This is a genomic window from Flavobacterium sp. (genome assembly GCF_046153165.1).
In the GTDB taxonomy this organism is placed as follows: domain Bacteria; phylum Bacteroidota; class Bacteroidia; order Flavobacteriales; family Flavobacteriaceae; genus Flavobacterium.
Genome location: NZ_JBJXEN010000114.1, coordinates 1 through 16,778, shown reverse-complemented (window position 1 = coordinate 16,778; position 16,778 = coordinate 1). Strand labels below are relative to the sequence as shown.

Sequence of the window (16,778 nt, the reverse complement as noted above, 5' to 3'; positions counted from 1 at the left end):
CCCGCTGTAGCGCGGGGACGTTAGGCACAATATTTAAAAAACAACAATCAATATGAAATTATTAAATTTTAAAGGAATTCGAATAAACGAAACATTGACGTAGATATTAAATTTAATTCTGACTTAACGATACTAACTGGGATTAATGGGTCTGGAAAGACTACCAGTTTAAATATTATACAGGCAATCCTATTACCAAAAATTGAAGATTTAATTTCAATTCCTTTTGAAAATATCGAATTAGTACTCGAGCATTTAAGTAAAATATATTCCTTTAAAATTATCAAAAATAAAAATAGTTTAATTTTTGATGTTTTTGAATCCAATATCAAAGTTGTTAAAACATTAACAATCCCTCGTGATTTAATTAACGACTATGAATTACAAAAAATCCATTCTGTAGAAAATAAAAACATCGAAATTTTATTTAGAAAATTCAGAGAAGAAGAATACTTTAAATTTATTGAAAAATTAAATAAACCAACTCTGATTGGTCTTGAAAGAACTAATTTTGACATAGCAGATGAATATAAGGACTATTTATATGAGCGAAATATGTTTCTTAGGAAAGACAGTGACTTTAGAGGATTTAGAAAAAAAACTAATCTAGGAATTTCTACGTTGGAAACAGAAATGCTTGTGCAAAATGTTTACAAAAGAGTTCGTGAAATTAGAGATAATTACTACAAAGTAATTAACAAAGAACTGATAACAAGTTCATTTGATTATACAGAGTTCTCCATCAATGATTTACAAGGTAACACATTAGATATTAAAGAGAAATTTAGAATTTTAGAAAAAAAGGATGAAATTGAAGAAACCCTAAAAAGTATTGGTTTTCTAGATGCCGATTTATCTCAAAAACTAAGACTATTTTTTGAAAAGATCGAGAATGTTATGAAGAAATTTGATACGGATAATACTCCAATAACGTTAGAATGGATCCTTAACAAGTCACAACTTGACAAATTACATAAGGTTTTAAATATAATCGATGATTATAATTCAAAGGCAAATAAAATATTTGAACCTGTTAATAAGTTTTTAGACCTAATCAATACTTTTTTGAAAGATTCTGGGAAGAAAATTTTAATCGATTCTGTGGGAAGGTTATTGATTACTAAACCTCAAGGTAGAAATTTAACAATCGATGAATTATCTTCAGGAGAAAGGCAGCTAGTGATTTTATTTGCAAATGTAATTTTTGGTAAATATACACCCAAAAGAAAACATATTTCTGATATTTTCATAATTGACGAACCTGAGATTTCATTACATATTAGATGGCAGGAAAATTTTATTTCTTCATTATTAAAGGCGTCATCAAACACACAATTTATAATTGCAACGCATTCTCCAGATATAATCGGAGAATATAAAGCGAACACTGAAAGAGTTCTAAGAAAATAGTATAATTGTATGATTGAAAGAAGCCCAAAGTCAAAGTCCGCAGTTTAAGTTTTAAACGAAGATTTTAATGATATTGATATATATGTTGAGGACACAGCTGTTGAATCAAAGAAAATATATAGTGAAATTTTATCGAGAACCTTTGATAATAAATATAGAATTGATAATGTAATACCACTTGGTGGTTGTTCCCAAGTCGTAAAAGAATGGAGAAGTAATATTAATAAATCAGATAATAGACCGAAAGCCTATTTAATCGATGGTGATTATCATAAGTTAAATGATTCTCTAACAAAATTGCTAGAAGGCTCAGAGATTGATAATCACAAAGGTCTATTCATTCTACCTAGGTATTGTATAGAAAACTATCTTCTTGACTTAAATTCATTTGTAGAAATTATTTATGAAGAAAACTCAACAGATGATAGAAAAACTATAAGTTCTAAATTAGATTTTAAAAAGTGGATTGACTTAAATGATGAAATATTAACTGATTTGTTTATATATAATTCAATTTGTATTAATTTTAACATTAAGACTAAAACTTCAAAATATGACTACAAGAATCTATTGAGTCCAGAACCTGGTATTTGTTGCACTAATCTAGTTACAACGAGAATTGATGAACTAAAACATTTAATTATTTCAGAAGTCGCATCAATTAATATCGAAAATGAATATAATATAAGAAGAGAAAAAATAAAAGGAAGTAATTTTTTAGTCATAGCCACTGGTAAGGACTACCTATTTCCTTTAATCAAAAAATACATTAACAACGTTTACAATCACTTAAATATGTCAGAGATATCATTGAAAATTAGATTATCAAAAATTTGTAACATTGAAGAATTGACACATATTAATAACATTATAATCAAATAATACTGTGCATAACAGCAGTTTGGCGTGATTGGGGTTTTAGGCTGAATTTAAAGATGGTTTTGTATTTGGAAAATAGTCATTAACCAAAAGATTAGGCTTCCTTAATCCGCCACATCGCCAAGCGACCAAACGTAGAGCGAAATGCGCCTTCCAGCCCACTTCTCTCTAACGACAAGCGCACTTCGCCTAACTAGCGCTTTGCAAAAGCAAAGCCGCCGCAAAGCGCGCTTGTCGTGAACTCCCATTTTAAAAAAACGTGAAGCTATGTAACAAATTAAATTAATTTGTACTTATTAGTATCAATCAAAAATCATCAATCAAAATCAATGAAATCAAAAATCACAAACATCGCTTTAAGTATATTGACATACTTAAATGTATCTGCGCAAAAAAACGAATTTGTAAAAAAAGATAGCATAATTTATCCAATTCACAAATCAAACATTGGTAAAATTGCTTTTATGGAAAAAGCAATTGCAATCGAAAACTTCAAAGAAACTGATTTTCTAAAATCTTTTGAATTAAAAGAGAAATCAGAGTTAAATATCAGAGTTTTTTTAGGCAATTCATTAACAAATTATCTTCATTTGTTATCACCGCAATTAACTGCTGACGAACTAACTAAAAACGGAAATTATCAATTTACATTTTTTGTTGACAACAAAAAAATTTATGTTGAAAACCTAAATATTGGAGCAGGAAGTGCCGATAGCAAAAACCAGAAAACAATTTTCAGAGTTCCATTAATAAGTTCGACCAACGAAGATTCTTGGGGTAAATTTCTTTGGAATAGATTTTTTGGCAATGGCGGACAAGAAGCACTTTCAGAAGGAGGACATTTGCTTAAAATTGAAATCAGACCTTATTTAAAACTGACCGAAGTTTTGGCGGGAAACATAATTGCCGAAGGACAAATAAAAATCATCGTTCCAGAAATTAAAATTGACGAAAAACTAGTTAAAGTTCAATCCATAAAGCCAATTAAAGATTGGCAAATTTCAACAGAGAAAATTGATATTGCTAAAATCGAAGAACTAAATAGAAAAATTGCAAAGAAAACCTATAAAAATGTAACCAGTATTGTTGCAATAAAAGACGGAAAAATTCTAATTGAAGAATATTTTAATGGATCAAATAGAAATACACTTCACGACACACGTTCTGTGGGAAAATCATTTGCATCAACTCTTTTGGGTATTGCAATAAAAGACAAATACATAAAAAGTGAAACGCAAACCTTAAAAGAATTTTACGACCTAAAATCCTTTCAAAACTATTCTACAGCAAAAGACAGTATTACTTTAAAAAGTTTACTCACAATGAGCTCAAATTTTGAAGGTTCTGATATGAATACTGAATCAATTGGTCACGAAGAAAATATGTATCCTACAAAAAACTGGGTAGACTTCACATTAAATCTACCTATTGACAAAACAAAAAGTTCTGGAAAGCAGTGGGATTACTTTACGGCAGGTGTTGTGGTTCTTGGCGACATCATCCATAAATCTGTACCAAATGGTTTAGAAAAATATGCAGACAAAAATTTATTTAAACCACTTGGAATCACAAAATACAAATGGCAATTCACACCTCAAAAAGTAGCAAATACGGCGGGAAGTTTGCAATTAAGTTCGTTGGACAATGCTAAATTTGGGCAATTATACAAAAACCAAGGAACTTGGAATGGTAAACAAATTTTGTCGCAGGAATGGATTGAAAAAAGTTTATCACACCAAATGATAATATCGGAAAAGGAATTTTATGGTTATCTATTTTTCAATAAAACATACAACGTAAATGGCTTGTACTATGAAGTTTATTATTCAGACGGAAATGGTGGAAATAGAATTTTTATTTTCAAAGACCAACCAATTGTAATTGTAATTACTGCCACAGCATACAATACGCCATATGGAGAAAAACAAGTTGAAAAGATAATGCAAGAATATTTAATACCAGCAGTAACGAAATAAAAAAAAGGCAGTTAACAGTGGTTATAAGAAATGGCGGCTTTAGTGCTTAATTTAAGTTTGTTTTGTACTTTTGATTTTCGGTATTTAATCGAAAGTTTAGAGTTTACAAATCCCTAGCTTATTAAAGCCGCGAAACGTTTGTGGCAATTTTGCCGAACCGACCGTAAACCAACAAATTGACAATATAATTGACTAATTAGATGAACTGTAACAACTGTAATAAAGAAATAAATTCAAAATTTTGTCCCGACTGTGGACAAGCAACTAGTCTTAAAAGAATTGACGGAAAATACATAATTCACGAAATTGAACACGTTCTGCATTTTGAACGTGGAATTTTATACACAATACGTGAACTTACAATAAATCCAGGACAAAACATACGAAAATATCTTTCTGAAAACAGAAGCCGATTGGTTAAACCTATCATATTCATCATCATAACTTCTTTGATTTATACAATTTTAAACCACTTATTTCATATTGAAGACGGTTATGTGAAATTTCACGAAGCTAAAAAAACCACAAGTGCTGTTGGTACTATTGTAAAATGGGTGCAAGACCATTATGGCTATGCAAATATTATGATGGGAATATTTATCGCTTTATGGTTAAAACTATTTTTCAGGAAGTCTAACTACAATTTTTATGAAATTCTGATAATGCTTTGTTTTGTTATGGGAATGGGAATGTTGATTTTTTCGGTTTTTGTAATTATACAAGGTATAACACACTATAACATAATGACAATTGCTGGTATTATAGGAATAGTATATTGCGTTTGGGCAATCGGACAATTTTATGACAAGAATAAGATAGCAAATTATATAAAAGGATTGTTTGCATATATTTTAGGAATGATTACTTTCTGGATATTTCCTGTACTTATTGGAACAATAATAGATTTAATAAACAGACATTAATTAAAATATGGAAAATAAAAAAGGAATGAATTGGTTTTTTGTATTTATTGCATTTACATTAGGCTTGACTTTAATTAAGCACATTGATTTTAAAAACTTAACACTGAAAGAACCTGTCTTAGATGTTCTTTATATAGTTGTTTTTATAATATCAATTTACCTAATCATAAAAGACTTGAAAAAAACAACTGAAAAATAAAAAACTGCCACTAACAGCCGTTTGTAGTAATTTAGGGTCTTAGACTTTAATTTAAAGTTTGTTTTGTACTTTTGATTTCAGTGCAAAACCGAAAGTTTCGGTTTCCTTAATTCTCAATATTTCCAAGTCGCAAAATATCAACCATCATTATGATGTGTCCCTCTTCAAACTGGCGTTTCAAATAATTCAAAATAAAAAAATTATAAAAAAATTTGCGAAACCGAAAAGTTGCATATATATTTGCAACCTATTAGTTGCGTAAATTAATTTTAAGATAAAATGAGAAGAGATATTTTTCAAGCTATTGCCGACCCAACAAGACGGACTATCATCACCCTAATTGCGCTACAGGCAATGACTCCTAATGCAATTGCAGAGCACTTCAATACAACCAGACAGGCGATTTCAAAACACCTTCGAATCTTGACAGAGTGCGAATTAGTAAAGCAAGAACAACAAGGTAGGGAAATTTATTATTCTCTTCAAATTGAAAAAATGAAAGAAATAGATCATTGGTTAGCCCAATACAGAAATATTTGGGAAACACGATTTAACCAACTCGACAATGTATTATCAACACTTAAAAAAACAGAAAAATGAGCAATAATTTATTATTTGATTTTACCGTTGACAAAACTGCTAAAACGGTATTTATAACCCGAGAATTTGCTTCAAAGCTTCCATTGGTTTGGGATGCTTTTACAAAACCAGAAATACTGGATCAATGGGTCGCACCTAAACCATGGACATCGAAGACAAAATATATGAATTTTGAAGTTGGTGGAAAAAGATTTTATGCAATGGTAAGTCCTGAAGGGCAAGAGCGTTGGTCAATTCAGGAATATACTTCCATTACACCTAAAACCAATTTTAAAATGCATAATGCTTTTGCAGACAAGGATGAAAACCCTGAATTGCCAGGTTCTGAATGGGATTACAATTTTAGCGAACTAAACGGTATAACTAAAGTGAGTATTGCTATTTACAATGAATCTCTTACTCGCTTAGAGAAAATGATTGAAATGGGCTTTAAAGAAGGGTTTACAATGAGTATTGATAACTTAGAAAAATTATTGGCATCCCAATAGTATCCCGATAATTATTTGAAAGTATGAAAAGGCGAAGTAAGCAAATCGTAATTTTATATTTATATGAATGTACAAGAACAAATCAAAGAGTATATCACTAGCCAACCTGAACCAAAACGTAGCGACATGCAAGAGTTGCACAGCATTATTCTGCAAGTAATGCCAGCATGTAAATTATGGTTCTTAGATGGTAAAAATAGTGAGAATAAAACTGTTTCTAATCCTAACATAGGATATGGTTTTCAGACCATATCCTATGTTGACGGAAAAACTAGAGAGTTTTATCAAATTGGCATTAGTGCAAACACAACAGGAATCTCTGTTTATATCCTTGGTATTAATGATAAGAAATACTTATTCGAGACTTATGGAAAAAATATCGGTAAAGCGAGTGTGAGCGGATATTGCATTAAGTTCAAAACGCTAAAAGACATAAACATCGATATACTTGAAGCGGCAATAAAATTTGGATTTGAGGCTCAGACCTCATAGCTATTGAATAAAAACAACTGAACTGATGAAATGATTAAACATTTTTCAACATCCTTTCGAAAAGAGAAAAATTGAAATACTAATTACCCAATCTTACTTTGGCTTTTCCTTTGAAATGTTTACATATAAAACTGTATTGAAGAATGGTGAACTTACTCCAAAACACAACAAATAGCTTACAACAGTTTAGTAATAAGATGAATATGTAAAATAAAATTCATGAACTAAAAAAATATATTGTCCTATTTGTATTTTATATATTTTTTTTTACATTTATTTTATGGAAGAAAACAACAATAAATTACAAATAGAAAGGCTACTTTTTTTTAGTGATGCTGTTATTGCTATTGCTATGACTTTATTAATTATCGAGATTAAAGCGCCGCACATAGAAAATAATTCAAACTCTGAAGTAATAAAAAATATAAATGAGCTCATTCCTAAATTTGTCTCCTTTTTTATTAGCTTTTTTGTAATTGCAATTTATTGGAAAGCGCATCATCACTTATTTGGTTATGTAAAAAAGTATACCGATAAACTTATCTGGCTTAATATTTTATTCTTATTATCTATAGTACTAATGCCATTTTCATCGGCTTTTTATAGCGAAAATTTCCATCTAAATATTCCTTATGCAATTTATTGTATGAATATTTTTGTTACTGGATTATTAAACTGTTGGATAATACGATATATTTCTTCTGAAAAAGCAAAAATAGCTACCGTATCTGGTAATAATTTATGGCGCAAATATTACACTTTAAGAAGCTTAGTTGCACCATTAATATTTTTCTTATCTATGCTACTCTCTTTCTATTCGACAAATCTTTCTAGAGTATGTTTTATTCTAATTTTCCCAGTAATATATTTATTAGAACACAAATATAAAACGATAGAAAACTAAAACATTAAGAAGAAATAAACTACCTCATAGCATTTTGTTATATTTTGAATATTATTATTGAATCTCGTTTTGAACTTTTTTAGTCAAACTGGTAAAAACCAAATAGTACGAATGGTTGATTAATTCGCATACCATTTTATCCGAAACATCTTTATTCAAATTGATGGTATTCCAGTGTATCTTGCTCATGTGATAACCTGGTTTAATAGCGTCATATCCCGCCCGAAGTTCGAGTGCTTTTTCGGGATCACATTTCAAATTTAATGAAGGTTCATTATTTTCCCATTGTTTTAAAGAGGTTAAGCAAAACATTTTTCCTCCTACTTTAAACACAAGTGTATCTTCATCGAAAGGAAAATGTTCTGTAACTCCTTTTTTAGACAAACAAAATTCGTAGAGTTGCTGTATGTTCATAATTATAAATTTCCTAAGTGAGTAAACTTGAAACCTTTTTCATATTTTAGTCCATATCCCAACATTCTATCCATAGACGAATGCGAAAATAATATAATTCCAGCCAATTGAATCACATCATTTGAAAAGTAGATTCCCATCAAATAAACAAATATTGCTATGGCTCTATGATGAAATAAATTATATAAAAAAGCACCTGTTTTATTATTAATTAGATAGCCAATCATAGAAAAATCGGGCACTAGGATTAGAACTAAAAACCACCACCAAGCATAATTTAATTGGTTAAAAAGATATATCCCAAAGAGGAACAACCCCAATTCTTCTAATTTAATTATTGTTTTCATTTTATGATTTTTTCCATCATTTTCTCTGGTGTCGCCAAAGCATTAAATCCAAATTTTTTATATAAAAAATGCGCATCAGATGTTGCTAATCGCCAAATTTTAACTTCTTTAAGTTCTGATTCAATCATCATATTTTTTATAAGAATCGATGAATACCCTTTCCCTCGATATTCTTCGGTTATAAAAACATCCATAACATAGGCAAAAACGACATAATCGGTAATTACTCGACAGAAACCTATTTGCTCATCATCGAGATAAATTCCAAAACAAAAAGAACTATCTATTGTTTTTTGAACTTCTTCGATTGTTCTCCCAGCTGCCCAATATGCATCTTTTAGGAAATTTTGAATGAACGGAACATTTAGTTTGCTTTTATCAGTAGAAACGGTGATCATATTTTATATAAAACAGGCTTACTTGGACTTGCATCATTCTCAAACGGAGCAATTTGCAGATTTAGTATATAACTTCCGTCATGTATGGCATTATCTACATAAATTAGCTCAGTAATCGTGCAATTTAGTCTGGCATCTTTATTTAGATTATTGACATCTTTCACATTCCAAAAGGCTTTGTGTGCCAATAATTTCCCTTCGTCTTCTTCCCGATCTACGCTTGGTAAATCGATTAACAAATGCTGAATTCCGCTTTCACGAATAAAAATCGCAGCATCTTCAGCCAAATACGGCGGATTAGTATGTGAATATTTTTTGTGTTTTTTCCCTTCTATATTGGGTAAGGTTCTAATGACAATGGCTTCGGGCGTTTTGCCATTTAACCCATTTTCGATTTGCTCTTTGGTAATAACAAAATCACCATTGCTGTTTTTTGGTTCAACAGAAATGAGTTCGGCAGTAAAGAAAAACTGTTTCAAACATTGATTAATGCTATAAAAATCTCTTGTAATATGCCCCAAACATTCGGTATGCGTCCCGTGTCCGTGCGGATTGAAAAATATATTGTTAAAATTTGTCGATGATTTTCCTTCCGAAACTTTCCCTATCCATTCCCCTACTTTTACAGGTTCTATTTCGGGTTTATCGAGATACCAAGCGATGGGATTTTCATCTGTATTGGTTAACGAAATGGAAATATCGAGTGGTTTTGATAAGTTTATTTCTTGATTGTTGATGAGTACTAGCATAGTTTAATCCGAATTTTTGTAAATTTACATTTCTATCCGTTACAGAGCCAAAAAATGAATAAAAAACTTACCGAAATTTTCCAAAAAGCCAATCAAACATTGGTAAATTATCCGATGATCTTACTGACGTCTTTCATAATGTCACTAACCGTAATTTATGCTATTGAGACTAACTCGAGTACCGACGAGAATTTTTTCCATATCAAGATTATCTTCTGTACGTCATTTGGAATTTCATTATTTTTTGCCTTAAAAATGCTTTCACAGCGCATAAGCAAACAACTTTTACTAACTGTGATAGGGCTGCTTTTTTTGATTGGATATTACTTTATACTTCCGCAAAATAAAGACGATTTTAACGAAGTGTATGTCTTTATCATTATTCCAACTTATGTATTATTACATTTACTCGTGGCTTTTATTCCGTATATAACTACAGGAAATCCGGAAAAAAATTTTTGGGAATATAACAAAAATCTGTTTGTCAATTTTGCGTTGACAATGATTTTCACAGGAGTCTTAACCGCTGGTGTAGAACTTGCAGTTGTTTCGGTTGACCAGCTTTTTTCATTTCATTTTGACGATAAGGTTTATCCTGAAATCTTTTTCCTAATGGCCATTTTCGGGAGTACATTCATTTTTCTGCTTTTTAATGAAAATGGTCTTGAGTATTTAGAAAAAGAAAGTACCTACCCTGTTGTTTTAAAATTTTTCACCCAGTTTATCCTTATTCCGTTGCTCTTCATTTATGTGGTTATCCTATATTTTTATTCAGGAAAGATTCTTTTGGCTTGGGAATTGCCGCGTGGTTGGGTTTCTTATCTAATTTTAGCTTATTCTGTTGTTGGAATTTTAGCCTTATTACTGGTTCATCCTTTAAAAGAAGCCACAACAAGATCATGGGTAAAAATGTTTAGTAAAATATTTTACTTCAGCCTGATTCCACTAATGATTTTATTATTCACAGCTATTTTTACCAGACTTTTACAATACGGATTTACAGAACCCCGTTATTTTGTCCTTTTATTAGCTTTATGGCTTTCGGCTGTTGTACTTTATTTTGTCTTTAAAAAAGAAAGCTCTATAAAATTTATCCCGATCTCTTTGTTTTTATTTGGCTTATTCGCTTTAATTTTTCCTTATTTCAATACTTTTTCGGTAGCAAAACGAAGCCAGAAAAAAGAATTGGAAAAAATCTTAATTGCGAATAATTTATTAGATAACGGTAAAATCAATTTCAATAAAAAAATTACTGACAGTATTGCAAAACAGGTTACTGATAAATTCGCCTTTCTAAATGAACGATTTGAAAAAGAATATTTGGCAAATTTCCTAACCGACAGCATCAAAGCCAAAGAAGAATATAAAAATGGTAATTTTTGGAATTATTCAGCATTTTTCGACAACGTTGTAACCACATCCAAAGAAGAATCGACGACTTATCTTAATCTCAATTCCAAAAAAACATATTATGATGTTGAGAATTATCAATATATCATCTCAATACCGGAATATGGAACCACAGAAATCAAGATAAAAAACGACACCTTCAAAGTTGAGAGAATAAGTAACGAAGATATTTTTCTAAAGATAAGCCTGAATTCGAAAGAAACCGTTGATCTTACTCCTCTGATAAAAGCTATGTTTAAGAAATACCACAGGGCATCTGGTGATATTGATGTCGATGATTTATTTATTAAAAGTAGTTTAGGAAATTATGAGTTCCGAATGAGTTTTAACTCTTTAAACAAATCAAACTATTCAAATAAGGATGAATATAATTTTAACGAAGGCTTCTTACTAATAAAAGAAAAATAGCTTATGCCCAAAACAGGTCAGACGCAATTCCATCGCAAAAGAATTTTCCTTTTCTGGTTGTTAGTAAAACATTATTTTCTACAATAAGCTTTGCATTATCTATATGTTTTTGTGCATTTTGGATGAGATATTTAAGATATCTTTCTCCAAATTCGGTTTCAATTTTAGCTAAAGAAACACCCCAAATAGTACGTAAACCAGTCATTACATATTCGTTATATCGATCGGTTTCTGATAAAGTTTCCGTTTCTGATGGCAACTTGTTTTCTGCTATCGATTTCAAATAAATAGCATTATTAGACACATTCCAGCTTCGATTTTTTCCGTCGTAACTGTGTGCTGAAGGGCCAATTCCTATATATTTTTTGCCCAACCAATAGGCCGAATTATTTCTAGAAAAATAATTTTCTTTCCCGAAATTAGACAGTTCATAATGAATGAATTTGTTTTTTTCCAACGTATCAACCAGTATTAAAAATTGCTCGTGAGCAACACCATCATCTGGTTGCGGAATAATTCCGTCTTTGATAAACTTGTGCAAAGCTGTTTTGGGTTCGACCGTTAAGGCGTAACTCGAAATGTGTGGAATATTCAAGTCTAAGACAGTTTGAATGTTTTGCAACCAACGTTCGTTACTCATTTGCTGCGCCTGTTCGCCATTCTGGCTCGGGTCTGGCGTTCCGTATATTAAATCGACCGAAATATTATCAAAATATTGTGTGGCTATTTCCAAACATTTTTTGGCTTCTGCCGAATTGTGAGCGCGATTCATCAATTGCAAATCTTCTTCAAAAAAAGACTGAATTCCTATGCTGAGACGATTAATTCGAGTATTAGATAATTCGATAATTCGATTTTCGGATAAATCATCAGGGTTGGCTTCTATTGTAATTTCAGGGTTTTCACTAATTTTATAATGTTTGTAAACCTCATCAATCAAAAACTTTAAATCTGAAATTTCTAGAATACTTGGAGTTCCACCACCGAAATAAATAGTTTCTATCACTTCACTTTCAAACTCATTTTTTCGCATTGCGATTTCTTTGGCAATAGCCAAAACCATTTCATCTTTCTTCTTCAATGAAGTCGAAAAATGAAAATCACAGTAGTGACAAGCTTGCTTGCAAAAAGCAATATGTATGTAAATCCCAGCCAAAATTATTTTTTTACTCGTTCTTCATTTTGTTTTACAAAAGCATCCCAACCTGTATAACTTGTGGTACCAACCACTTTCCCAGAATTAAAAAAATGACAAACTGCTGCTGCCAAACCATCGGTACTATCAAGGTTTTTGGGTAATTCCTTTAGTCCTAATAATTGTTGCAACATTTTTGCTACTTGCTCTTTGCTCGCATTTCCATTTCCAGTAATCGCCATTTTTATTTTCTTGGGTTCGTATTCGGTAATGGGAATATCTCTCGAAAGTCCTGCTGCCATGGCAACGCCTTGTGCTCGTCCCAACTTGAGCATCGATTGTACATTTTTGCCAAAAAACGGTGCTTCAATAGCAATTTCGTCAGGATTGTGTGTGTCTATAAGTTCTATAGTACGCTCGAAAATCACTTTTAGTTTCTGATAATGATTGTCGTATTTACTTAGAATTAATTCATTGAGTTGCAGAAACTCCATCTTTTTATTAATGACTTTTATGAGCCCGAAACCCATAATGGTTGTTCCTGGATCAATTCCTAATATGATACGTTCGTTTGCCAATGTTTTATTTGAAAGTTTAAAGTTTAAAGTTCAAAGTTTTGTTTCTTTGCACCAATGATTTCAATTTCTCACAAAGCTAAACAATTCCTCATACTTGCCATCAAACTTTTGATTGTTGTTGGTGCATTTTATTTTATTTATAACCAATTAGCGACCAACGACAAATTAGATTGGAATAAATTTATTGTTTTGTTTAAAAAAAATCAATCTGTTATCGGCATCATTTTTATACTATTTTTGAGTTTTGCCAATCGTTTTCTTGAGATTTTGAAATGGCAAAACCTAGTTTCTTCTTTCCAAACAATTACTATTGGTCAAGCTACCAAACAAGTTTTAGCCTCACTTACTGCTGGAATTTTTACGCCAAACGGCATTGGAGAATATGCAGGGAAAGCTTTGTATTTTGAAAAAAATAAAACCAAAAAAATTGTGTTCCTTAATCTCCTTTGCAACGGAATACAATTAATTTTGACTGTTGTTTTAGGAACGATTGGTCTTTTGGTTTTGGGCTATAATTTTTGGGTTATAATAATTTTTGCTACAACTTTTGGCTTTTGGCTTTTGGCTTTTCTTTCAAAGAAAATAAAAATAAAAGGTTACTCCCTCGAAAAATTGATTTCTAAAATAAATGAAATTCCAAAAGACATTCATCAAAAAAACACTCTGTTAGGAATTGCTCGTTACCTCATCTTTTCGCATCAATATTATTTTTTGTTTATCGCTTTCGATGTTCATTTACCTTATTTTACACTAATGGCAACCATTGCAACTGTTTATTTTTTGGCCTCGTCACTACCTAGTTTTCAGTTTCTAGATTTTGCTGTAAAAGGCAGTGTTGCTGTTTATTTTTTTTCACTTTTGGGTGTAAACGAATGGATTGTTATTTTTGTAACCACACTTATGTGGTTTCTAAATGTGGTGATTCCAGTAATTATAGGTAGTTATTATGTTTTAAATTTTAAATCACAATGGAAATCGTAAATTCTCTTTTTGTTTGTATTACGATTTGGTATTTACTAAATATCATTTGGTTAATTTATGGATTTACTAAAGTAAAAACTTTTGAAAATGAAAAATTGCAACCAAAAACAAAATTTTCTATTATTGTTCCGTTTAGAAATGAACAGGAAAACTTGCCAAAGCTCCTCTCATCAATTGAAAAATTAAATTATCCAAATGATTTTTTTGAAGTAATTTTAGTTGATGATGCTTCAGATTATAAATTTCAGATTTCAGATTTTCAATTTCCGTTTGTTATAATTGATAACACTCGAATTTCTAATTCTCCAAAAAAAGATGCGATAAATACGGCAATAGCTATTGCTAAAAATAACTGGATTATTACCACCGATGCCGATTGTTTGGTTCAACCCGATTGGCTCAATACTTTTGATAATTTTATCCAGAAAAAAAATCCTAAAATGATTGCGGCTGGTGTTTGTTATAAAATGAACAGTAGTTTTTTAGATGCTTTTCAGCAATTAGATTTTTTGAGTTTACAAGGTACAACAATAGGTAGTTTTGGGAACGACCAAGCATTTATGTGTAATGGTGCCAATTTTTGTTATCAAAAAACTTTTTTTTACGAACTAAATGGTTTTGATGGGAATGATACCATTGCGAGCGGAGACGATGTTTTTTTGTTACAAAAAGCCATTCAGAAAGACAAAAATAATGTCCATTTCTTAAAATCTGAATTTGCAATTGTACAAACTAAAACGGAAAAAACTTGGAAAAATTTGTTTCACCAAAGAGTTCGCTGGGCGAGCAAAACTGGAAATTATAATAGTTTATACAGCAAGCAATTGGGCGTTTCCGTTTTAGTGATGAATCTTTTTTGGATTTTCGGATTTGGTTTTTGGTTTTTAGGAATAATAAACCCGAATTATTTTATGTTTCTCTTATATTCAAAATTTCTTGTTGATTTTATTTTACTTTATAAAGCCAGCACTTTTTTTAAAACACATTTAAACTATCTTTTATCTAGCAGTTTATTTTATCCCGTGTTTTGTGTTTCGGTTGGGATTTATTCTTTTTTTGGAAGTTATAGCTGGAAAGGGAGAAAATTTTAAGTTAAATTTTGATTAACATTAACTATTTGCTCTAACTTTCTTTGTTATTTTGCTTAAAATTTATTCAAAATGATTCTTCGTTTATTATTTATAGTTGCACTTCTTTTATTTATCGAATTTTATGCTTTTCAAGCTATAAAATCGCTAATAAAAATAAAATGGATCTTAATAAGTTACCAAATTATTAGTCTATTAATTTTTGTTTTTCTGATCTATTCATTCACGAAATTTGATAGAAGTGTTGGACAAACAAGACAAACCTTATTTACGATGGGTTTGTTTTTACTAATTTTCATTCCAAAGATTGTCTTGTCATTGTTTATGTTTGGTGAAGATATCTTTAGAGTTGGTTCTGGCTCAGCAAATTACTTTATTAACAACAGCAGTAACACAGCATTTTTAGCATCAAGACGAAAATTTGTTAGTCAAGTAGGTTTGGGATTGGCTGCTGTTCCTTTTTTATCTTTAATTTACGGAATGACTGTTGGAAAATATAACTACAAAGTAATAAAACAAAATATTTTTTTTCCCGATTTACCCGATGCTTTTGACGGTTTTACGATAACCCAAATATCCGATGTACATAGCGGAAGTTTCGATAATCCCGAAAAAATAAATTATGCTATCGATTTAGTGAATGAGCAAAATTCGGATATGATTTTATTTACAGGAGATATTGTAAATACATTTGCAACCGAAATGCATCCGTGGATTGATGTTTTTAACAAGATAAAACCACACAAATACGGGAAATATTCTGTTTTAGGAAATCATGATTATGGAGAATATCTAGATTGGCCATCTGCGGAAGCAAAGGAGGAAAATTTTGTTGCTATCAAAAAATTATATGGTCAAATAGGTTTCGATTTGTTGTTGAATGAACATAAATTTATTCATAAAGGAGAAGATAAATTTGCACTAGTAGGTGTAGAAAATTGGGGACATAATTTTAAACAAGCGGGTGATTTAAACAAAGCATCTGAAAATCTTACCAAAGAAGATTTTAAAGTATTAATGAGTCATGATCCAAGTCATTGGGAATATGAGATTAAAAATCATGAAAAACATTTTCAACTAACTTTGTCAGGACACACGCACGGAATGCAGTTTGGAATTGAGATTCCAGGTTGGTTCAAATGGAGTTTGGCACAATATGTTTACAAACAGTGGGCAGGTTTGTATGAAAATGTAGGAAGGTATATTTATGTAAATCGTGGTTTTGGATTCCACGCTTATCCTGGTCGAGTAGGAATTATGCCTGAAATAACAGTAATTCGTCTAAAAAAAGGACAAAATGTAGCTTAATATACTAAAAACACTATATTTGTATAACAAAGTTTAATAAAATTATACTATGTCAAAGTTTGGAGAACTAATAAATGCTCAAGTTCCTGTT

19 protein-coding genes are annotated in these 16,778 nt (G+C 30.7%); 13 read left to right on the top strand and 6 right to left on the bottom strand.

Going from position 1 to position 16,778, the window contains the following annotated elements:
- The first annotated feature begins 93 nt into the window (after positions 1 to 93).
- From ACKVOV_RS13545 to ACKVOV_RS13505, 9 genes are all read left to right on the top strand, one after another.
- Positions 94 to 1,410: an AAA family ATPase gene (locus tag ACKVOV_RS13545; RefSeq protein ID WP_409207303.1), complete on the top strand. Its 1,317-nt coding sequence runs from the start codon at positions 94 to 96 to the stop codon at positions 1,408 to 1,410.
- Between the two features lie 72 nt (positions 1,411 to 1,482).
- Entirely contained in the window at positions 1,483 to 2,292 is an 810-nt protein-coding gene (locus tag ACKVOV_RS13540) for a DUF4435 domain-containing protein (protein WP_409207302.1), read from the top strand.
- A gap of 326 nt (positions 2,293 to 2,618) precedes the next feature.
- Entirely contained in the window at positions 2,619 to 4,265 is a 1,647-nt protein-coding gene (locus ACKVOV_RS13535; RefSeq protein ID WP_409207290.1) for a serine hydrolase domain-containing protein, read from the top strand.
- A gap of 200 nt (positions 4,266 to 4,465) precedes the next feature.
- Positions 4,466 to 5,188: a DUF3667 domain-containing protein gene (locus ACKVOV_RS13530; RefSeq protein ID WP_409207289.1), complete on the top strand. Its 723-nt coding sequence runs from the start codon at positions 4,466 to 4,468 to the stop codon at positions 5,186 to 5,188.
- Positions 5,189 to 5,195: 7 nt separating this feature from the next.
- Positions 5,196 to 5,387 carry a hypothetical protein gene (locus tag ACKVOV_RS13525; RefSeq protein WP_409207288.1) on the top strand — a complete coding sequence of 64 codons (192 nt, stop codon included), beginning with the start codon at positions 5,196 to 5,198 and terminating at the stop codon, positions 5,385 to 5,387.
- 279 nt (positions 5,388 to 5,666) lie between these two features.
- Complete coding sequence (locus ACKVOV_RS13520; RefSeq protein ID WP_409207287.1) at positions 5,667 to 5,987, top strand: ArsR/SmtB family transcription factor; 321 nt, start codon at positions 5,667 to 5,669, stop codon at positions 5,985 to 5,987.
- Complete coding sequence (locus ACKVOV_RS13515) at positions 5,984 to 6,475, top strand: SRPBCC domain-containing protein (protein WP_409207286.1); 492 nt, start codon at positions 5,984 to 5,986, stop codon at positions 6,473 to 6,475. The genes ACKVOV_RS13520 and ACKVOV_RS13515 overlap by 4 nt, the downstream gene beginning before the upstream one ends.
- 126 nt (positions 6,476 to 6,601) lie before the next feature.
- Positions 6,602 to 6,967: a DUF1801 domain-containing protein gene (locus ACKVOV_RS13510; protein WP_409207285.1), complete on the top strand. Its 366-nt coding sequence runs from the start codon at positions 6,602 to 6,604 to the stop codon at positions 6,965 to 6,967.
- A 280-nt stretch (positions 6,968 to 7,247) separates the two neighbouring features.
- Positions 7,248 to 7,871, top strand: coding sequence for a TMEM175 family protein (locus ACKVOV_RS13505; protein WP_409207284.1), 624 nt, complete (start codon positions 7,248 to 7,250; stop codon positions 7,869 to 7,871).
- Between the two features lie 54 nt (positions 7,872 to 7,925).
- Here the strand turns inward: ACKVOV_RS13505 and ACKVOV_RS13500 are convergent, their stop codons facing one another.
- From ACKVOV_RS13500 to ACKVOV_RS13485, 4 genes are read right to left on the bottom strand one after another with little or no spacing between them, the layout of a single operon-like run.
- Positions 7,926 to 8,285 carry an MmcQ/YjbR family DNA-binding protein gene (locus ACKVOV_RS13500; protein WP_409207283.1) on the bottom strand — a complete coding sequence of 120 codons (360 nt, stop codon included), beginning with the start codon at positions 8,283 to 8,285 and terminating at the stop codon, positions 7,926 to 7,928.
- A gap of 2 nt (positions 8,286 to 8,287) precedes the next feature.
- On the bottom strand, positions 8,288 to 8,632 hold the full coding sequence (locus tag ACKVOV_RS13495) for a DUF4260 domain-containing protein (RefSeq protein WP_409207282.1): 345 nt from the start codon (positions 8,630 to 8,632) through the stop codon (positions 8,288 to 8,290).
- Positions 8,629 to 9,030: a GNAT family N-acetyltransferase gene (locus ACKVOV_RS13490; protein ID WP_409207281.1), complete on the bottom strand. Its 402-nt coding sequence runs from the start codon at positions 9,028 to 9,030 to the stop codon at positions 8,629 to 8,631. The genes ACKVOV_RS13495 and ACKVOV_RS13490 overlap by 4 nt, the downstream gene beginning before the upstream one ends.
- Positions 9,027 to 9,779, bottom strand: a complete 753-nt coding sequence (locus ACKVOV_RS13485; RefSeq protein ID WP_409207280.1) for a cyclase family protein — start codon at positions 9,777 to 9,779, stop codon at positions 9,027 to 9,029. Before ACKVOV_RS13485 ends, ACKVOV_RS13490 begins: the two co-directional genes overlap by 4 nt.
- Before the next feature lie 54 nt (positions 9,780 to 9,833).
- Between ACKVOV_RS13485 and ACKVOV_RS13480 the strand changes: the two genes are divergently transcribed.
- Complete coding sequence (locus tag ACKVOV_RS13480; RefSeq protein ID WP_409207279.1) at positions 9,834 to 11,597, top strand: DUF4153 domain-containing protein; 1,764 nt, start codon at positions 9,834 to 9,836, stop codon at positions 11,595 to 11,597.
- Between the two features lies 1 nt (position 11,598).
- Here ACKVOV_RS13480 and hemW read toward each other — a convergent pair whose 3' ends face one another.
- Entirely contained in the window at positions 11,599 to 12,753 is a 1,155-nt protein-coding gene (gene hemW, locus ACKVOV_RS13475) for a radical SAM family heme chaperone HemW (RefSeq protein WP_409207278.1), read from the bottom strand.
- 2 nt (positions 12,754 to 12,755) lie between these two features.
- Entirely contained in the window at positions 12,756 to 13,310 is a 555-nt protein-coding gene (gene ruvC / locus ACKVOV_RS13470; RefSeq protein WP_091476271.1) for a crossover junction endodeoxyribonuclease RuvC, read from the bottom strand.
- 54 nt (positions 13,311 to 13,364) lie between these two features.
- Between ruvC and ACKVOV_RS13465 the strand changes: the two genes are divergently transcribed.
- The 3 genes from ACKVOV_RS13465 to ACKVOV_RS13455 all read left to right on the top strand — a co-directional run bounded on the left by ACKVOV_RS13465 (position 13,365) and on the right by ACKVOV_RS13455 (position 16,687).
- The gene (locus ACKVOV_RS13465) at positions 13,365 to 14,291 is read left to right on the top strand and encodes a hypothetical protein (protein ID WP_409207277.1); all 927 of its coding nucleotides are present in this window, start codon (positions 13,365 to 13,367) and stop codon (positions 14,289 to 14,291) included.
- Positions 14,279 to 15,382: a glycosyltransferase family 2 protein gene (locus ACKVOV_RS13460; RefSeq protein WP_409207276.1), complete on the top strand. Its 1,104-nt coding sequence runs from the start codon at positions 14,279 to 14,281 to the stop codon at positions 15,380 to 15,382. Before ACKVOV_RS13465 ends, ACKVOV_RS13460 begins: the two co-directional genes overlap by 13 nt.
- 69 nt (positions 15,383 to 15,451) lie before the next feature.
- The gene (locus ACKVOV_RS13455; protein ID WP_409207275.1) at positions 15,452 to 16,687 is read left to right on the top strand and encodes a metallophosphoesterase; all 1,236 of its coding nucleotides are present in this window, start codon (positions 15,452 to 15,454) and stop codon (positions 16,685 to 16,687) included.
- Positions 16,688 to 16,778 lie beyond the last annotated feature (91 nt).

What these genes read in the sequence shown, in the direction of transcription:
- ACKVOV_RS13535 (WP_409207290.1), top strand. Translation starts at nt 2,619, where the DNA reads ATGAAATCAAAAATCACAAACATCGCTTTAAGTATATTGACATACTTA.
- ACKVOV_RS13530 (WP_409207289.1), top strand. Translation starts at nt 4,466, where the DNA reads ATGAACTGTAACAACTGTAATAAAGAAATAAATTCAAAATTTTGTCCC.
- ACKVOV_RS13525 (WP_409207288.1), top strand. Translation starts at nt 5,196, where the DNA reads ATGGAAAATAAAAAAGGAATGAATTGGTTTTTTGTATTTATTGCATTT.
- ACKVOV_RS13520 (WP_409207287.1), top strand. Translation starts at nt 5,667, where the DNA reads ATGAGAAGAGATATTTTTCAAGCTATTGCCGACCCAACAAGACGGACT.
- ACKVOV_RS13515 (WP_409207286.1), top strand. Translation starts at nt 5,984, where the DNA reads ATGAGCAATAATTTATTATTTGATTTTACCGTTGACAAAACTGCTAAA.
- ACKVOV_RS13510 (WP_409207285.1), top strand. Translation starts at nt 6,602, where the DNA reads ATGCAAGAGTTGCACAGCATTATTCTGCAAGTAATGCCAGCATGTAAA.
- ACKVOV_RS13505 (WP_409207284.1), top strand. Translation starts at nt 7,248, where the DNA reads ATGGAAGAAAACAACAATAAATTACAAATAGAAAGGCTACTTTTTTTT.
- ACKVOV_RS13500 (WP_409207283.1), bottom strand. Translation starts at nt 8,285, where the DNA reads ATGAACATACAGCAACTCTACGAATTTTGTTTGTCTAAAAAAGGAGTT.
- ACKVOV_RS13495 (WP_409207282.1), bottom strand. Translation starts at nt 8,632, where the DNA reads ATGAAAACAATAATTAAATTAGAAGAATTGGGGTTGTTCCTCTTTGGG.
- ACKVOV_RS13490 (WP_409207281.1), bottom strand. Translation starts at nt 9,030, where the DNA reads ATGATCACCGTTTCTACTGATAAAAGCAAACTAAATGTTCCGTTCATT.
- ACKVOV_RS13485 (WP_409207280.1), bottom strand. Translation starts at nt 9,779, where the DNA reads ATGCTAGTACTCATCAACAATCAAGAAATAAACTTATCAAAACCACTC.
- ACKVOV_RS13480 (WP_409207279.1), top strand. Translation starts at nt 9,834, where the DNA reads ATGAATAAAAAACTTACCGAAATTTTCCAAAAAGCCAATCAAACATTG.
- ACKVOV_RS13465 (WP_409207277.1), top strand. Translation starts at nt 13,365, where the DNA reads ATGATTTCAATTTCTCACAAAGCTAAACAATTCCTCATACTTGCCATC.
- ACKVOV_RS13460 (WP_409207276.1), top strand. Translation starts at nt 14,279, where the DNA reads ATGGAAATCGTAAATTCTCTTTTTGTTTGTATTACGATTTGGTATTTA.
- ACKVOV_RS13455 (WP_409207275.1), top strand. Translation starts at nt 15,452, where the DNA reads ATGATTCTTCGTTTATTATTTATAGTTGCACTTCTTTTATTTATCGAA.